This is a genomic window from Aeromonas sp. QDB62, from assembly GCF_027705695.1.
GTDB lineage: Bacteria > Pseudomonadota > Gammaproteobacteria > Enterobacterales > Aeromonadaceae > Aeromonas > Aeromonas allosaccharophila.
The window spans coordinates 23,825-39,636 of record NZ_JAPDCD010000026.1; the positions used below are offsets into that span (position 1 = coordinate 23,825).

At 57.2% G+C, this 15,812-nt stretch carries 11 protein-coding genes and 1 pseudogene; 6 read left to right on the forward strand and 6 right to left on the reverse strand.

What is annotated here, in order from left to right:
- Positions 1-4 precede the first annotated feature (4 nt).
- Positions 5-1,405 carry a siroheme synthase CysG gene (gene cysG, locus OKC27_RS13970; protein ID WP_182938504.1) on the forward strand — a complete coding sequence of 467 codons (1,401 nt, stop codon included), beginning with the start codon at positions 5-7 and terminating at the stop codon, positions 1,403-1,405.
- A 146-nt stretch (positions 1,406-1,551) separates the two neighbouring features.
- Entirely contained in the window at positions 1,552-2,976 is a 1,425-nt protein-coding gene (mgtE, locus tag OKC27_RS13975; protein ID WP_182938505.1) for a magnesium transporter, read from the forward strand.
- A gap of 84 nt (positions 2,977-3,060) precedes the next feature.
- On the opposite strand, the gene OKC27_RS13980 is transcribed toward mgtE, so the two are convergent.
- The 4 genes from OKC27_RS13980 to OKC27_RS13995 form a co-directional block, all read right to left on the reverse strand.
- Positions 3,061-4,026, reverse strand: a complete 966-nt coding sequence (locus tag OKC27_RS13980) for an ABC transporter permease (RefSeq protein WP_005342529.1) — start codon at positions 4,024-4,026, stop codon at positions 3,061-3,063.
- Positions 4,027-4,028: 2 nt separating this feature from the next.
- Positions 4,029-5,147, reverse strand: coding sequence for an ABC transporter permease (locus tag OKC27_RS13985; RefSeq protein WP_042656568.1), 1,119 nt, complete (start codon positions 5,145-5,147; stop codon positions 4,029-4,031).
- Positions 5,147-6,712, reverse strand: coding sequence for an ABC transporter ATP-binding protein (locus OKC27_RS13990; protein WP_042656569.1), 1,566 nt, complete (start codon positions 6,710-6,712; stop codon positions 5,147-5,149). The genes OKC27_RS13985 and OKC27_RS13990 overlap by 1 nt, the downstream gene beginning before the upstream one ends.
- Positions 6,713-6,797: 85 nt before the next feature.
- Positions 6,798-7,796, reverse strand: coding sequence for a BMP family lipoprotein (locus tag OKC27_RS13995; RefSeq protein ID WP_042059443.1), 999 nt, complete (start codon positions 7,794-7,796; stop codon positions 6,798-6,800).
- A 643-nt stretch (positions 7,797-8,439) separates the two neighbouring features.
- On the opposite strand from OKC27_RS13995, the gene OKC27_RS14000 reads away from it, so the two are divergent.
- From OKC27_RS14000 to uvrD (OKC27_RS14015), 4 genes and pseudogenes are all read left to right on the forward strand, one after another.
- Positions 8,440-10,371 (forward strand): hypothetical protein, encoded by a 1,932-nt coding sequence (locus tag OKC27_RS14000; protein ID WP_182938506.1) that lies wholly within the window; start codon positions 8,440-8,442, stop codon positions 10,369-10,371.
- Between the two features lie 64 nt (positions 10,372-10,435).
- On the forward strand, positions 10,436-10,837 hold the full coding sequence (locus OKC27_RS14005) for a hypothetical protein (protein ID WP_182938507.1): 402 nt from the start codon (positions 10,436-10,438) through the stop codon (positions 10,835-10,837).
- 68 nt (positions 10,838-10,905) lie between these two features.
- Positions 10,906-13,077 carry a DNA helicase II gene (uvrD, locus tag OKC27_RS14010; protein WP_182938508.1) on the forward strand — a complete coding sequence of 724 codons (2,172 nt, stop codon included), beginning with the start codon at positions 10,906-10,908 and terminating at the stop codon, positions 13,075-13,077.
- Between the two features lie 119 nt (positions 13,078-13,196).
- Positions 13,197-13,508 (forward strand): annotated as a pseudogene (uvrD, locus tag OKC27_RS14015) (DNA helicase II); the annotation flags it as partial.
- 110 nt (positions 13,509-13,618) lie between these two features.
- On the opposite strand, the gene OKC27_RS14020 reads toward uvrD (OKC27_RS14015), so the two are convergent.
- Together OKC27_RS14020 and OKC27_RS14025 are read right to left on the reverse strand one after the other, a co-directional pair.
- On the reverse strand, positions 13,619-14,908 hold the full coding sequence (locus OKC27_RS14020; RefSeq protein ID WP_270806410.1) for a hypothetical protein: 1,290 nt from the start codon (positions 14,906-14,908) through the stop codon (positions 13,619-13,621).
- Between the two features lie 245 nt (positions 14,909-15,153).
- On the reverse strand, positions 15,154-15,684 hold the full coding sequence (locus OKC27_RS14025; RefSeq protein WP_182938510.1) for an REP-associated tyrosine transposase: 531 nt from the start codon (positions 15,682-15,684) through the stop codon (positions 15,154-15,156).
- Between the last annotated feature and the right edge of the window lie 128 nt (positions 15,685-15,812).

The following is a 15,812-nucleotide window of genomic DNA, read 5'->3' on the forward strand; positions in this document are numbered from 1 at the left end:
CCCCATGGACTACTTGCCCATCTTTTGCCGACTCGACAACAAACCTGTGCTGCTGGTCGGCGGCGGCGAGGTGGCGGAGCGCAAGGCGCGCCTGCTGCTGGATGCCGGTGCCCAGCTCACAGTAGTCGCGCCCGAGCTCGACCCCGAGCTGGCGGAACTGGCTGCCAACGGGAGCATCGAGTGGCTGGCCGGTGAATTCGCGCCGCAGCAACTGGCGGGCAAGTGGCTGGTGGTGGCCGCCACCGATCGGCGCGAGGTGAACGCGCTGGTCTACCAGAGCGCCAATCAGGCGCGGATCTTCGCCAACGTGGTGGATGACCCGAAACGCTCCAGCTTCATCATGCCGTCGATCATCGATCGCTCGCCGCTGATGGTGGCCATCTCCTCCGGTGGCAAGACGCCGGTGCTGGCCCGCTTGCTGCGGGAAAAACTGGAAGCCCTGCTGCCGCAACATCTGGGCGCCATGGCGACCTTCGCTGGCAGCCTGCGGGATCGGGTCAAGGCCCGCTTCACCACCATGGGCGAGCGGCGCCGCTTCTGGGAGCGGCTGCTCGGGGCAGACCGACTCGGGCAGGCGTTGGCGCGGGGGGATAGCGCCTCTGCCCACCAGCTAGCCGACAGCCTGTTTGCCGACGAGAGCCAGAGCGCTGGCGAGGTGGTACTGGTGGGAGCTGGCCCCGGCGATCCGGGCCTGCTCACCCTGCACGCCCTGCGCCAGATGCAGCAGGCGGACGTGGTGGTCTATGACCGACTGGTCTCCGACGAGGTGATGGCGCTGGTGCGCCGCGATGCCAAACGCATCTTCGTCGGTAAGCAGGCGGGCAACCACTGCGTACCGCAGGAGGGGATCAACCAGCTCTTGCTGGAGGAGGCGAAGAAGGGCCAGCGAGTGGTGCGGCTGAAGGGAGGCGACCCCTTTATCTTCGGCCGTGGTGGCGAGGAGCTGGAGACGCTGGTCGGCAGCGGCATCGGCTTTCAGGTGGTGCCGGGGATCACCGCGGCCAGTGGCTGCGCCGCCTACGCCGGTATTCCGCTGACCCACCGCGATCACGCCCAGAGCGTGCGCTTCGTCACCGCTCACGGCAAGGGGGGCGCCCGGGATCTCGACTGGCCACTGCTGGCCAAAGATCGGCAGACGCTGGTGTTCTACATGGGGCTCTCCTCCTGCGCCACCATCCGTGAACAGCTGCTGGCCCACGGCAAGGCGGGCGACACGCCGGTGGCGCTGATCGAGCGCGGCACCCAACCCTGCCAGCGGGTCATTCGCGGCACTCTCGAAGAGTTGCCCGCGCTGGCGGTGGGGGTCGAGAGTCCGGCGCTGATCATGGTGGGCTCGGTGGTGACCCTGGCCGACCGGCTCGCCTGGTTTGGCGCGGCACCACAGTGCCAGCGAGCCCTCGCCTGAGGGATTCTCGGCAAATAACAATGAGGCCACCTGCAGGTGGCCTCACTTTTACCTCCCTCTTCTCCCATCACGGTCATAACCTGCTGTTTTAAGTCTGGTATCCTATGGGCATTGAGCCCTTGGCTACCCTCTCAGGAATTCATCCCATGTCTCTTCCCATCAAGAACAGCGCCAGGCAGCGCGCGGATGACAGATCTCGCATTCTCACCCTGCTGCTGCGCGATGACGCCCTCACCGACAGCTTGCTCGACCCGCAGGTGGTGCAGGATGCCGAGCAGCGCGATCAGACCAGCGAACTCACCGCGCTGGTCAACGGGCTGCCCGCCGCCGACGTCGCCGATGCGCTGGAGTCGCTGCCGCCCGATGAGCGTCATGCCCTCTGGGCGCTGGTGGAGGAGGAGAAGCGCGGCCAGATTCTGGTCGAGGCGTCGGAGACGGTGTGGGACAGCCTGATCAGCGGGATGAGCGACAAGGAACTGCTGCACGCCCTGCGCACCCTGGATATCGACGACCAGATCTATCTGGGCCAATACCTGCCGCGCAACCTGATGGGGCGGCTGCTCACCTATATGGCCCCCGAGGAGCGGGATCGGGTGCGGGAGGTGATCCGCTACGGCAAGCACACCGTCGGCGCCATGATGGACTTCGAGATCATCACCATCCGCCCCGAGGTGAGTCTGGCCACGGTGCAGCGCTATCTGCGGCTGCGCGGCAAGATCCCCGCCAACACCGACAAGCTGTTCGTCATCGACAGGCGTAACCACCTGCTGGGGGAGCTGGCCCTCACCACAGTGCTGCTGCACAAGCCCGCCACCCTGGTGAGCGATGTGATGGAGCGGGATCCGGTCACCTTCGATCCGGAAGATAACGATGAAGCAGCCGCCCGCACCTTCGAGCGGGATGACCTGCTCTCCGCCGCCGTGGTGGATGGCAAGGGCAAGCTGATGGGCCGCCTCACCGTCGAAGAGGTGGTGGATCTGGTCTATGAGGAGAGTGACACCGACCTGCGCCGGATGGGGGGTATCAGCGAGGATGAGGACGTGTTCGCCCCTGTCTCCAAGGCGGTCAAGACCCGCTGGGCCTGGCTGGCGCTGAACCTCTGCACAGCTTTTGTCGCCTCACGGGTGATCGGCATGTTCGAGCACACCATCTCCCAGCTAGTGGCGCTGGCAGCCCTGATGCCCATCGTCGCCGGGATCGGCGGCAACACCGGCAACCAGACCATCACCATGATAGTGCGAGCGCTGGCGCTGCAGCACATTCAGGCGGGCAACCTCTCCTTCCTGCTGCTGCGGGAACTCGGGGTCGCCTTTATCAACGGGCTGGTGTGGGGCGGCACCATGGGCATTGCCACCTATCTGCTCTATCAGGATGCGGCGCTCGGCGCGGTGATGACCCTGGCCATGATGCTCAACCTGCTGGTGGCGGCCCTGATGGGGGTCATCATCCCCATGACCATGACCCGCCTCGGCCGCGACCCGGCAGTGGGGGCCAGCGTGATGATCACCGCCATTACCGACACCGGTGGCTTCTTTATCTTCCTCGGGCTGGCGACCATTTTCCTGCTATAACCAGTCACTCAATCCATAAAAAACAGGCCCACCGAAGTGGGCCTGCTGCTATCTGTGTGGTCGGGAATATCGAGATAAAAGGCGCTACTCCCGCTCCTTCACATAAGGTGTACCGAGCGCCTTGGGTGCTACCGCACGGCCGATAAAGCCGGCCAACAGGAACACGGTCAGGATGTAGGGCAGTGCCTCGATGGCCTGCACCGGAATGGCGAAGCCACCGATGCTGACCCCTTGCAGGCGGATGGCGACTGCATCGAGGAAGCCGAACAGCAGGCAGGCAGCCATGGCATTCCAGGGGCGCCATTTACCGAACACCAGCGCCGCCAGCGCCATAAAGCCCTTGCCCGCACTCATGTTGGGGATGAACTGAGCCGTCTGGGCAACCGCCAGATAGGTGCCACCGATACCGGCCAGCAGGCCGCCGATGATGAGCGCGGTGTAGCGCATCCGCACCACCGAGATACCGGCAGTATCGACCGCAGCCGGTGCCTCGCCCACCGCCCGCAGACGCAGACCGAAGCGGGTTCGGAACATCACCCACCAGGCCAGCGGCACGCAGGCAAACGCCACGTACTCCAGCAGGGAGTGGCCGCTCAACAGCTCGCTGTAGAGCTGGCCGATCACCGGCACATCCCACAGCTCCTTGGCATAGGGCAGATCGATGGGGGCGAAACGGGCATCACCGGAGAGCGCAGGGGTCTGGCCACCCTGATCGAACCAGTAACGGCCCAGGGTCACGGTCAGACCGGCCGCCAGAATGTTGATGGCCATGCCGCTCACCACCTGATCACCGCGGTGGGTGATGGTGGCAAAGCCGTGCATCAGGGCAAACAGTATGGAGACACCCACCCCGGCACCCAGACCTACCCAGGCAGAACCGGAGACCGCAGCCGCCGCACCACTGGCGAACGCTGCCGCCAGCAGTTTGCCTTCCAGCGCAATGTTGACCACCCCGGAGCGCTCGCAGAACATGCCCGCCATGGCGGCCAGAATGAGCGGCGGCGCGGTACGGATGGTCGCATCCAGCATCAGGATCAGAATTTCAAACATGATCAGACTCCTTTAGCTTGCGCGGCTGAGCGGTTGGCAAATGCCAGATAGAGCTGCTCGATGCGCGGACGCATCATGTGCTCAAGGGCGCCACAGAACAGGATCACCAGACCCTGCAACACCACGACGATGTTGCGGTCGACACCGAACTCGAAGCTGAGCTCGGCGCCCCCCTGATAGAGGAAACCGAACAGCAGGCTGGCGATGATGACGCCGACCGGATGGTTGCGCCCCATCAGCGCCACCGCGATACCGGTGAAGCCGAACCCTTCCACGAAGTTGAGCTTGATCTGGTGCAGTTCACCCTGCAGCACGTTGAGAGCGAAGAAGCCCGACAGCATGCCAGAGATCACCATCGCCAGGATCACCACCTTGGGATAGGAGATACCGGCATAGGCGGAGGCGCTTTGGCTGGCGCCAACCGAGCGGATCTCGTAACCCCAGCGGGTGTGCCAGATAAAGACCCACACCAGCGCCGCACAGATCAGCGCCCAGAAGAAGCTGATGTTGAGGGGGCTGTTGGGGATATCCATCCCGAACAGGCTCGCCATCCCGCTCATCTTGGGCAGCCAGCTTGCCTCGGCAAACACCTTGCTCTCGGTCGCCATCGAGCCGGGGGGCTTGAACACCTCCACCAGCAGATAGGCCATCAGCGAGGCGGCGATGAAGTTGAACATGATGGTGGTGATCACGATATGGCTGCCGCGCTTGGCTTGCAGCCAGGCCGGAATAAAGGCCCAGGCCGCACCGAACAGACCACCGGCAATGATGGAGAGCGGCAACAGCAAGGCAAACGGCAGCACATCGCCGAGCGTCAGACAGACCAGACCGACACCGAGGCCGCCGATATAGGCCTGACCTTCACCACCGATATTGAACAGACCGGCGTGGAAGGCGACCGCCACCGACAGACCGGTAAAGATAAAGCCGGTTGCGTAGTAGAGGGTGAAACCGACCCCTTCACCGGTGCCGAACGCGCCGTACCACATGATCTTGGCGGCATCGACCGGGTTGATGTCGAGGTAGTAGAACAGAATGGCCGACACCAGGAAGGCCAGCAGGATATTGACCGCAGACAAGACGCCTACGGAGACCCAGGCAGGAATACGTACTTGGCTCATCAGTGGGCCTCCTTGGCAACTTCGTCCGGCACTATGTTCGCCATCATCAAACCAATGGTGCGTTCATCCGCCTTGGCACCATCCAGCTCGCCGACGATGCGACCATCGGCAATGACCAGAATCCGGTCAGCGAGGCTCATGATCTCGTCCAGCTCCACCGAGACCAGCAAGACAGCCTTGCCCTTGTCGCGCATGGCGATGATCTGCTGGTGGATATACTCGATGGCGCCGATATCGACCCCGCGAGTCGGTTGGCCGATCAACAGCACATCCGGGTCCTGCTCCACTTCACGGGCGATCACCAGCTTCTGCTGGTTGCCACCGGAGAAGTTGGCGGTCTTGTGATCGGGATGGGGCGGGCGCACGTCCCACTTCTCCATCTTGGCCTGACAATCCTGCTGGATCGCCTCCTTGTTCTGCAGCCACCCCTTGTTGTATTGCGGGCGGCGGTGATAACCGAGAATGAAGGCCTCTTTCGCCTCGAAGCGGTTGATCAGCCCCATCTTGTGGCGATCTTCCGGCACATGACCGAGGCCATAGTTGCGCACCAGCTCGGGATCGGCCGGTTGCTCCGCACTCACCTTGTGTACGCCGCTGCGGCTGCTGATGGTGAAGCCACCCTTGCTCGGTTTGAGAATGCCGCCAAGCAGGCTGAGCAGTTCGGACTGACCGTTGCCGGATACCCCGGCGATGCCGACCACTTCACCGGCCCGCACCTCGAAGCTGACCGATTTGACCCGCTCCACCTTGCTGGCGTCGAAGTAGCTGAGCCCTTCGATCTTCAGCTTGGCTTCACCGGGCTGGGTTGGCCCCTTGTCGACCTTGAGGCGCACCTTGCGGCCCACCATCAGTTCGGCCAGTTGCTCCTTGTCGGTATCCTTGGTGGCGACGTGTGCCACCATCTCGCCACGGCGCATGATGGAGACCTGATCGGTAATGGCCAGGATCTCCCGCAGCTTGTGGGTGATGAGGATGATGGTTGCCCCCTGATCCCGCAGCTTTTTCAGCACCTCGAACAGGTGATCCGCCTCTTGCGGGGTCAGTACCCCGGTCGGCTCGTCGAGGATCAGGATGCGGGCGCCGCGATAGAGCGCCTTGAGAATTTCGACCCGCTGTTGCAAGCCAACCGGCAGATCTTCAACCTTCTCGTGCAACGGCACGTCGAGGCCATAATCCCGTGCCAGCTCGCCCAGCAGCTTTTCGGCTGACGCCACACTCTGCTGAAGGTGCCAGCCGTTCTCAGCGCCGAGGATGACGTTTTCCAATACGGTAAAGTTATTGACCAGCATGAAGTGCTGGTGAACCATGCCCACGCCTGCGGCAATCGCATCTTGTGAGCCATGGGGATTGAACGGTTTCCCGTCGATCAGCATCTCGCCTTTGTCGGCATGGTAGAAACCATAAATGATGCTCATCAGGGTGGACTTACCGGCGCCATTTTCGCCGACAATGCCGTGGATACTGCCTTTGCGAACCTTAAGGTCGATCAGCTTGTTGGCGTACACTTCGCCGAACCGCTTATCGATACCTCTTAATTCGATGGCATAGCGATCTGTCTGGTCCATGATGCAGCCCTGCGTTTCATGAAATAAGACTAAAAACCGGCCCGTGCGGGCCGGTGGTGCGTTGAGAGTCGTAGCAACTATCTAATTAGTATTTGCAGGTGTTGTCGCTCATGTAGTCATGAACTTTGACCTTGCCAGAGATGATTTCGGCCTTGATGGCATCCACCTTGGCTTTCATTTCCGGGGTGATCAGCTTCTCGTTGTCCTTGTCGAGCGCCCAATCCACACCGCCTTCGGCCAGACCCAGGTTCTTGATACCCGGCTTCCACTCGCCTTTGGCAGCGTCATCCCAGGTCTGGTAAGCGGCCAGACCCACAGACTTGACCATGGAGGTCAGCATGGTGCCCGGTTGCAGGTGGTTCTGGTTGGAGTCCACACCGATGGCAAACTTGCCGCTGTCCTTGGCTGCCTGATAGACACCGATACCGGTGCCACCTGCGGCGGCATAAACCACGTCAGCGCCCTTGGCGAACTGGGACTTGGCCAGCTCGGCACCTTTGGCCGGGTCAGCAAACGCGGCCGGGGTAGAGCCCGCCATGTTCTGGTACACCTCGATCTTCGGATTGACGTACTTGGCACCCTGCTCGTAACCGCACTGGAATTTGCGGATCAGCGGGATATCCATGCCGCCCACGAAGCCGACCTTGCCGCTCTTGGAGGCGATGGCAGCCAGCGCGCCCACCAGGAAGGAACCTTCATGCTCCTTGAAGATGACGGACTGGACGTTCGGCTTGTCGACCACCATGTCGATGATGGTGAACTGGGTTTTCGGGAACTCGGTCGCCACTTTCTCGACGGCAGAACCCATGTTGAAACCGACCGCGACGATCGGGCCGTTGCCACGGCTGGCCAGACGACGCAGACCCTGCTCGCGCTGGGCTTCGTTCTGGGGTTCAAACTCTTTGACCTTGACCCCTTTGTCCTTGTTGTAGAGCTCGACGCCGTTACGGAACACGGCTTCGTTGAATGATTTGTCATATTTGCCCGCGGTGTCATAAATGACGGCTGGCTCGGAAGCAGCCTGAGCAGAGAGAGCAGCGAGAGTGAGGGAGGCCACGGTGGCCAGCTTGAGCACTTTAGTCACGATCGTATCCTTGATTGTTATTAAGTGAGGGAACTTGCTTGCCTGTCAGAGCAGGCTATCTAGCACGCAGGCTTACTCTAAGTCAGCCCCGATGCGGGTCAAGCAAATGATAAGGGAAAAACGTTTGCGTTAACGGTTTGAATTATAAGCAAATAACCTTATAAGCAGTTGTTTTTTAGCTGCTTTTTAGTTTTTTATGCTACCAACAAAAAGACCCAAACGACATTTCACTTATTGTTCAGCAACTTACTGTAAACCGTTTTCCCCTTTTATTCATCCGCCCCCCCTGCCAGCCCGTGATCCGGCTCGCAAAATCCCCACAAACCACGCGAGCAAGGGTTGGCTACAGCTGGAAACGACCAAAGCTCACAGCCCCTTTCTCGAATACGCTCCAGTCAACATTCGCTTACCAACAATCCCCACTCAACGCCACTTTGTTGAGCAAGCTCACAATTCATGTGAACTCGAGATCCAGATCAAGTTGAAAACCATATGAGCCCCTGTATGATGCCCGCCGCATAGACCTCAAATGAAACTGACAAAAACATCAATTGGGCTTCTTTTGCATCACTTCATGCCACCCATTCTGACTTCCTCAGCCAGGTGCCGGTGACATATGCATCGTTGTTTCAGGAAAATAAAAATGAAAAAAAATATTCTGGCTTTATCGGTTGTGACGGCGTTATCCAGCTTGGCGCTGGCAGGTTGTGGCGGTGGTGGCGACGGTGCCAGCACCGATAATGGCAATAACGGTGGCAATGGTGGAAACGCCACCAAACCTGCATTGACCGCCACCTTTATTGATAGTGCGGTAGCCGGTTTGAACTACACCTGCGGTAGCTACAGCTCGCTCACCGATAAAGATGGCCAGTTCCTCTTTAATGACGGTGACACCTGTGCCTTCAAACTGGGCTCAATCCCGCTGGGAGAAACTCAGGTTAAAAAGGGTCAGACCCTGGTAACCCCATACACCATCGCCGAAAAGGGTGACAAAGATCGCGCCATTCGTATCGCGGCCCTGCTGCAAACCATGGATGCAGATACAACACCTGAAACCATTACCCTGAAGTCCGCAGATGTTGTCAAACTGGGTAACACGATCAAATTTGACAGCGATGACGCTTTTAATACCAGCCTGAATGAAGCCCTGAAACAGGCGCAGATCGACAAAAAAGTGGTTGATACCAAAGCAGCCGAAGCACATATGAAGGCGTCACTGGCAGTGCTTAATGGCCGCTCTGTCGCGGTCGACAAGGTGCTCTCGGATTTACAAGCGCTGACCGACCTGAAGACCCTTAACGTTGAAGAGAAACTCAAGGAGTACAAAGACACTCTGCTGGCTGAAACCACAGATAATGGCAAGATTGACCGCCAGATCGTGCTGGCCGCGCTGGCCATGCTCGAAGTAACCAACGACCCTGTTGTTACAGAACGTCTTGGCTTTACATCTTCTGACATCGGCGTTAATTACAGCACCAACCTGGCTAAAGTGATCGATGTCATCATCCACACGCCATACACCCCGTCCGTGGCTCTCAAAGATGGCAAAGGATATACCCGTGACGTAGCCAAGCTGATGGGTACCTATGCCGACAGCATGGACAAGGTCGCCGCCACCCTGGCCGATATCCAGGACCCGGAGTACAACGCGCGCTATGGTGAGAACGACGCCATCACCCTCAACTTCGATAGCGCAAAGGCCCTGCGCGCCTCAGCCATGGCGATGGCATCGGCACTCAATATTGCCGCATCCTACCAATACGGCCCGGATAATGCCTATGCAACCCAGAACGAAGAAGTAACTTTGCCTCGCATGCATATCAAGCAAAGCTGGGGACTGGAGCAACAACCCCATACCACTTATGAAGAGAGCGCCAGCACCTTCCAGACCCAGTTCAGCCCAATGGATATCGAACCGGACCACCTGGTGAACCACGCAGATTTCTTCCGTCTGACCGATGACGCCAAAGTGCGTCTGGGTAAGGCCAAAGCTCAGCTGAAGGATGCGGTGGGTATCGCACTGACCATCGATCAGGGCAAGCTTGACGACTCTTTGACCCAGGATGAGATAGCCACCAACACCACTCTTCTCACAAAACTGGCGGATCATTTCTCAGGCAAAGAGCCCACTGTTGAGTGGAAAAATAGCAAGATCAAGTACTTCAATACCGGTATGTTCTGGGAACCCAAAGAGGTAGGCATCAAGTTCAACATCAACGTCATCCCGTTCTTTGACGAAATGCTGGATCGCGGCGATATGACCATCAAGGTGACTGGCGCATGTAATGGCGACGTGGGTACACGAGACTCCGAACTGTCCAAAGCAATCGGAGAACCCATGTGCCTTATCTCAAGCGACGAGTTCAAGGCACTTGCCCAAAACGGTCGTGGTGCACTGAAGTACATCGGCTGGATGCAAGAAGCTCAAAACAGCCACACTACCATTTATGCCAAGGGAGTGAGCTATGACTGGTCAACTCAGATGACGCCGCTGACCGGTTCGACCTTTGACAAGGTCTTTGTATCTTGTACCGATCTGGATGGAAACAAGGTCAGCTGTGCCGATCAGCTGTAAACAATGCAGAGCGCTCCTGCTGGGGGCGCTCTTTTTGCTGATACCGACGGCGCAAGCTACCGGTATGTTGGCACGCTACAAGGATTATCGGGAGCGTGTCTTCGATCGTCAGGGTCAATTGCAATATCAATTAACCACCCGTGAATATGTGCAATGGATGCCCAACGGGCGTCCCTCATTGTCCACTCTCTTTGAGTTGCGAGAAATGCAGCGTGAGTCATTGCAGCTGAAGCAAGGCTCTTTGATGGTGAATGACGTCATCGTGCACTTCCAGCATGGGCATTATCAAGATGGCCAGCTCATAATGGGAAACACGGAAGTGACCTTACCTGAAGGCCGTTTGCACGCAACTACCCTTCGTTTTGATCCCGTTCATCAAGTGCTGGATTCCCCACGCGCCATGTTATTGAGCTTTTCTGGCGATGTGTTGGGCCAATATCGAGATTATCACCGCCCCCTTCGTTGATCCTGCTGGTTGGTCTCTGGCCGCTCAGGCCGTATAATCCCCGCCTGTATAAATAAACAGGAGTGGTGATGGACGTTTCAACCCTGCTCGACGGGCTCAACGACAAGCAAAGAGATGCCGTTGCGGCGCCCCGCAGCAACCTGCTGGTGCTGGCCGGTGCCGGTTCGGGCAAGACCCGGGTGCTGGTGCACCGTATTGCCTGGCTGATGCAGGTGGAACGCTGTTCACCCTTCTCCATCATCGCGGTCACCTTTACCAACAAGGCGGCGGCCGAGATGCGCGGCCGGGTCGAGAAAGTGATTGGCGACGGCGTGCGCGGCATGTGGATCGGCACCTTCCACGGCATCGCCCACCGTTTGCTGCGGGCCCACCATCTGGATGCGGGACTGCCGCAGGATTTCCAGATCCTCGACTCCGACGACCAGTACCGGCTGATCCGCCGCGTCATCAAGGCGCTCAACCTCGACGAGAAACACTGGGCCCCGCGCGCCGTGATGAGCTACATCAACGGCAAGAAGGACGAGGGCTTGCGCCCCGGCGACATCGACCTCTACGGCGATCCCGTCACCCGCACCTATCAGCAGATCTACAAGACCTATCAGGAGACCTGCGATCGCTCCGGTCTGGTGGACTTTGCCGAGCTGCTGCTGCGCGCCCACGAACTGTGGCTCAACAAGCCGCACATCCTCGAGCACTACCGCGACCGCTTCCAGAACATCCTGGTGGACGAATTTCAGGATACCAACGGCATCCAGTACGCCTGGCTGCGGATGCTGGCGGGCAACAGCGGCAAGGTGATGATCGTCGGCGACGATGACCAGTCCATCTACGGCTGGCGCGGCGCCAAGATCGAAAACATCCAGCGCTTCCTGACCGACTATCAGGGGGCCGAGACCATCCGCCTCGAGCAGAACTACCGCTCCACCGCCAATATCCTCAAAGCCGCCAACAGCGTCATCGCCAACAACGCCGAGCGCCTTGGCAAGGAGCTGTGGACCGAAGGGGCCGAGGGCGAGCCGATTTCGCTGTATGCCGCCTTCAACGAGGTGGATGAAGCCCGCTTCGTGGTCGGCCGCCTCAAGGATTGGAAAGAAAAGGGCGGCCTCTTGGCCGACTGCGCCATCCTCTATCGCTCCAACGCCCAGTCACGGGTGCTGGAAGAGGCGCTGATGCAGGATGCCATGCCGTATCGCATCTACGGCGGCCTGCGCTTCTTCGAGCGGCAAGAGATCAAGGACGCCATGGCCTACCTGCGTCTTATCAACAACCGTGGCGACGACGCCAGCTTCGAGCGGGTGGTCAACACCCCGACCCGTGGCATCGGCGATCGCACCCTCGAGATCCTGCGCGGCAACGCCCGCGATCAGGGGCTCAACCTGTGGCAATCGGCCAAGGCGCTGCTCAACGACAAGGTGCTGACCGGTCGCGCCGGCAACGCGGTGCGCGGCTTTGTCGAGCTGATCGACGCGCTGGAGGAGCAGGTCGGCATGCTGCCGCTGCACCAGCAGGCGGATATCGCCATCCAGAACTCCGGCCTCAAGGTGATGTATCTGGCGGAAAAAGGCGAGAAATCCCAGGCGCGGGTAGAGAACCTGGACGAACTGGTCACCGCCTGCCGCCAGTACCAGCGCCCGGACGAGCTGGAAGAGATGAGCGATCTCTCCGCCTTCCTCGCCCACGCGGCGCTGGAATCCGGCGAGAATCAGGCGGACGAATATGCCGATGCGGTGCAGCTGATGACCCTGCACAGCGCCAAGGGGCTGGAGTTCCCGCTGGTGCTGCTGGTCGGCGTCGAAGAGGGTATGTTCCCCAGCCAGCAATCGACCGAAGAGTCGGGCCGCCTCGAAGAAGAGCGCCGCCTCTGTTACGTCGGCATGACCCGCGCCATGGAGAAGCTCTACATCTGTTATGCCGAGAGCCGCCGCATCTACGGCCGCGAGATGTTCCACAAGCCGAGCCGCTTTATCCGCGAGATGCCCGCCGAGTGTCTGGAAGAGATCCGGTTGCGCACTCAGGTCAGCCGCCCCACCCAGTACGGCCGCTTTAGCCAGAACGAGGTGCAGCAAAGCTTCGACGCCAGCGGCATCAAGCTCGGCCAGCGGGTGCTCCATCCTAAATTCGGCGAAGGGGTGGTACTCAACTTCGAAGGGGTCGGCCAGCAGAGCCGGGTGCAGATCCAGTTCGACGACGTCGGCGCCAAGTGGCTGGTGACGGCGTATGCCAGATTGGAAGCGCTCTGATTTTTCCCGTTCTTGATGCAATCAACCCGGCCTAAGCCGGGTTGATTTTTATATTCGTTATCGCGACAACGTTAAATACGCGATCGTCCGAATACGCTTCGCTATTCGAACCTACGGGCTACGGCCGCGAGATGTTCCACAAGCCGAGCCGCTTTATCCGCGAGATGCCCGCCGAGTGTCTGGAAGAGATCCGGCTGCGCACTCAGGTCAGCCGCCCCACCCAGTACGGCCGCTTCAGCCAGAACGAGGTGCAGCAGAGCTTTGACGCCAGCGGCATCAAGCTCGGCCAGCGGGTGCTCCATCCGAAATTCGGCGAAGGGGTGGTACTCAACTTCGAAGGGGTCGGCCAGCAGAGCCGGGTGCAGATCCAGTTCGACGACGTCGGCGCCAAGTGGCTGGTTACGGCCTATGCCCGCCTTGAGGCGCTGTGATTTTTCCCGTCTTTTGATACAACCAACCCGGCTTAGGCCGGGTTGGTTTATATATCATAGCTTTATTATGCAATAATTTTTATTTATAAGAAAAATCCAAAGTTGCTAACTCACTCATAATCTCTAGGCGAACCACTAATAGTTAATTTGTAATCTGACAAACCGAATCTACCTATCTTTGGTGTACAACTAGCGATTATATTAACTGACAATTCTCGACCGATAACATCATCTTCTTTTCGATGATGACCACTAGCATAACCACTCATTGAGACTTCAAATTCGTCATTAAATTTAAAACTATCGACGGCTATCTCTAGGTCATCAAATATAGTGTCAGTCTCAGCCATTGGGCCTGATAATTCCTCACTATTAAGAATGTCATAACTTGTTTCATTGACCATATCACATATCTTTTCCGCTAATTCATCAGCAGATAACAAATCTATGTTGAAACCCTCCAATATCATCTGAAAATGATCAAAAAGTAACTCTCCAGATATTATTTCTTCATTGTCATTTTCAGCGCTTGCTATATTGCTAAGCTTATCAGCCAAATATACTGAATCGTGATAGATGAATTTTATTTCATCTAACTTTGAGTTGTTGAAATTTTTATCATTGATCAGCATATCTATGGTGTCATACCCAAACATGGCAGCGATAGTGTTAGTTAATCCACTAAGGCTCATGGTCACGCCATCTTGTTGGATGCTATTTGAAAGCAAATTCATCCATTGATACAAGATAGGAAAGCGATTTGAAGCTAACGTTGCCCTATGAATTGCGGCTTGCCTTTCAAATTTCATTTTTTCTGTGTCCTCTTGTCGTTTTTTCACTTCAAGCTCGACACGTAACTTCTCTGCCTGAGAACTTTTTATTTCCAACTCTGCACGTTTGTTTTTTGTCTTTAAATCGATATATTCCATTATCTTGTTACGGCGTTCACTTTTCCGCATCTCCTCTTGAAGATCCATTTCAATTTCTTGAGTAAGAAACTCTTTTTCAGGATTTGCTCTAAGCCTGACTTTGTTAAGTTGTTTCTGAGCCTTTGCCTGGTTAATATCCAATTCTATAGCTTGCTTGTGCTGTGTTAAAATAACGGCATTCTGTTTTTGTTTTACCCATAGTGATAAATGTGGAAATACAAACAGATATAATAGCGTCAGCACTAATGGAAGGATTATCAGATCTACATCATAAAGTAGATTTGTGATGTGCATGGTATCAACCATGTATTTTATTCTTTCATCAATTGAGGCTGTTCCTAAAAAGAGGGTTGCCAACTTATCCCAGTTACATATACACCAAGAGAAAATAAAGGTGCCAATTATAGGGTCTTTAACCCTTATTCTGGCATTACCTTTAATGGAACTCCATATATCCTCTAATATTCCCACTCTCACTCCCATCGGCAAAAACAGTTTTAATTTCGGATTGTTAATGTAACAAAAATACGCCTAATCTTATGATATATTTACATAAAATCTGTGACATCGATCTTTTAGTAGATGGCGTAGCTGGTGAAGCTACGCCGTTTTCTTTAATTGAAGGGCCGTAGGTTCGATTAGCGAAGCGTAATCGGACGATCGCGTAAGACGTTCGCGTAATCGGACGCTTACAACGGAACAACCCTGTTAGGGGTTTACTCCAATCCCCCCAACGGCCCATCCACCGACCCGCACCAATCCTGCGGATAGATGCCACTCGCCACATAACGATGGAAGGTGGAATATGGCCAATCGGCCACCCGCGTAACATGACCATGCTTGAGCGGGTTGATATGGACGTAATCCATATGGCGGCGGTAATCCTGCTCATCCCGGATCAGGTGTTCCCAATAATGGCGCTGCCAGATGCCCCGCTCCCCGTGGCGTAGCCGGGTCTGGTTGCGCCGCTCATTGACCGGCAGGGCGCGGGAAAAGTGGCTTTTGATCAGCCGCCAACGCAGGGGAAAATCAGTGTCTCCCTCCGGCAAAGATAGAATGCAGTGGAGGTGGTCGGGCAGCACCACCCATGCGTGAATGGCGAAGGGGTGAGCCTGCTGCACCTTGGTAACGCTTTGACGCAGCAAGTCGATCTGCTCCACCAGCAACCGGTTGTTGCGTCGCTCCAGCAGGTTGACGGTAAAGAACCAGGTTCCTCCGGGCCACCATGCCCGCCGCCAATTGGCCATCCTTTTACCCTCGTTGAGACCGAAAAGCCAAGCATAGCCTTGCCTCACTTCGATCTGCTTGCGGGTCGTGATGGTGCGGATGTTCCATTACGCGATCGTCCGATTACGCTTCGCTAATCGAACCTACA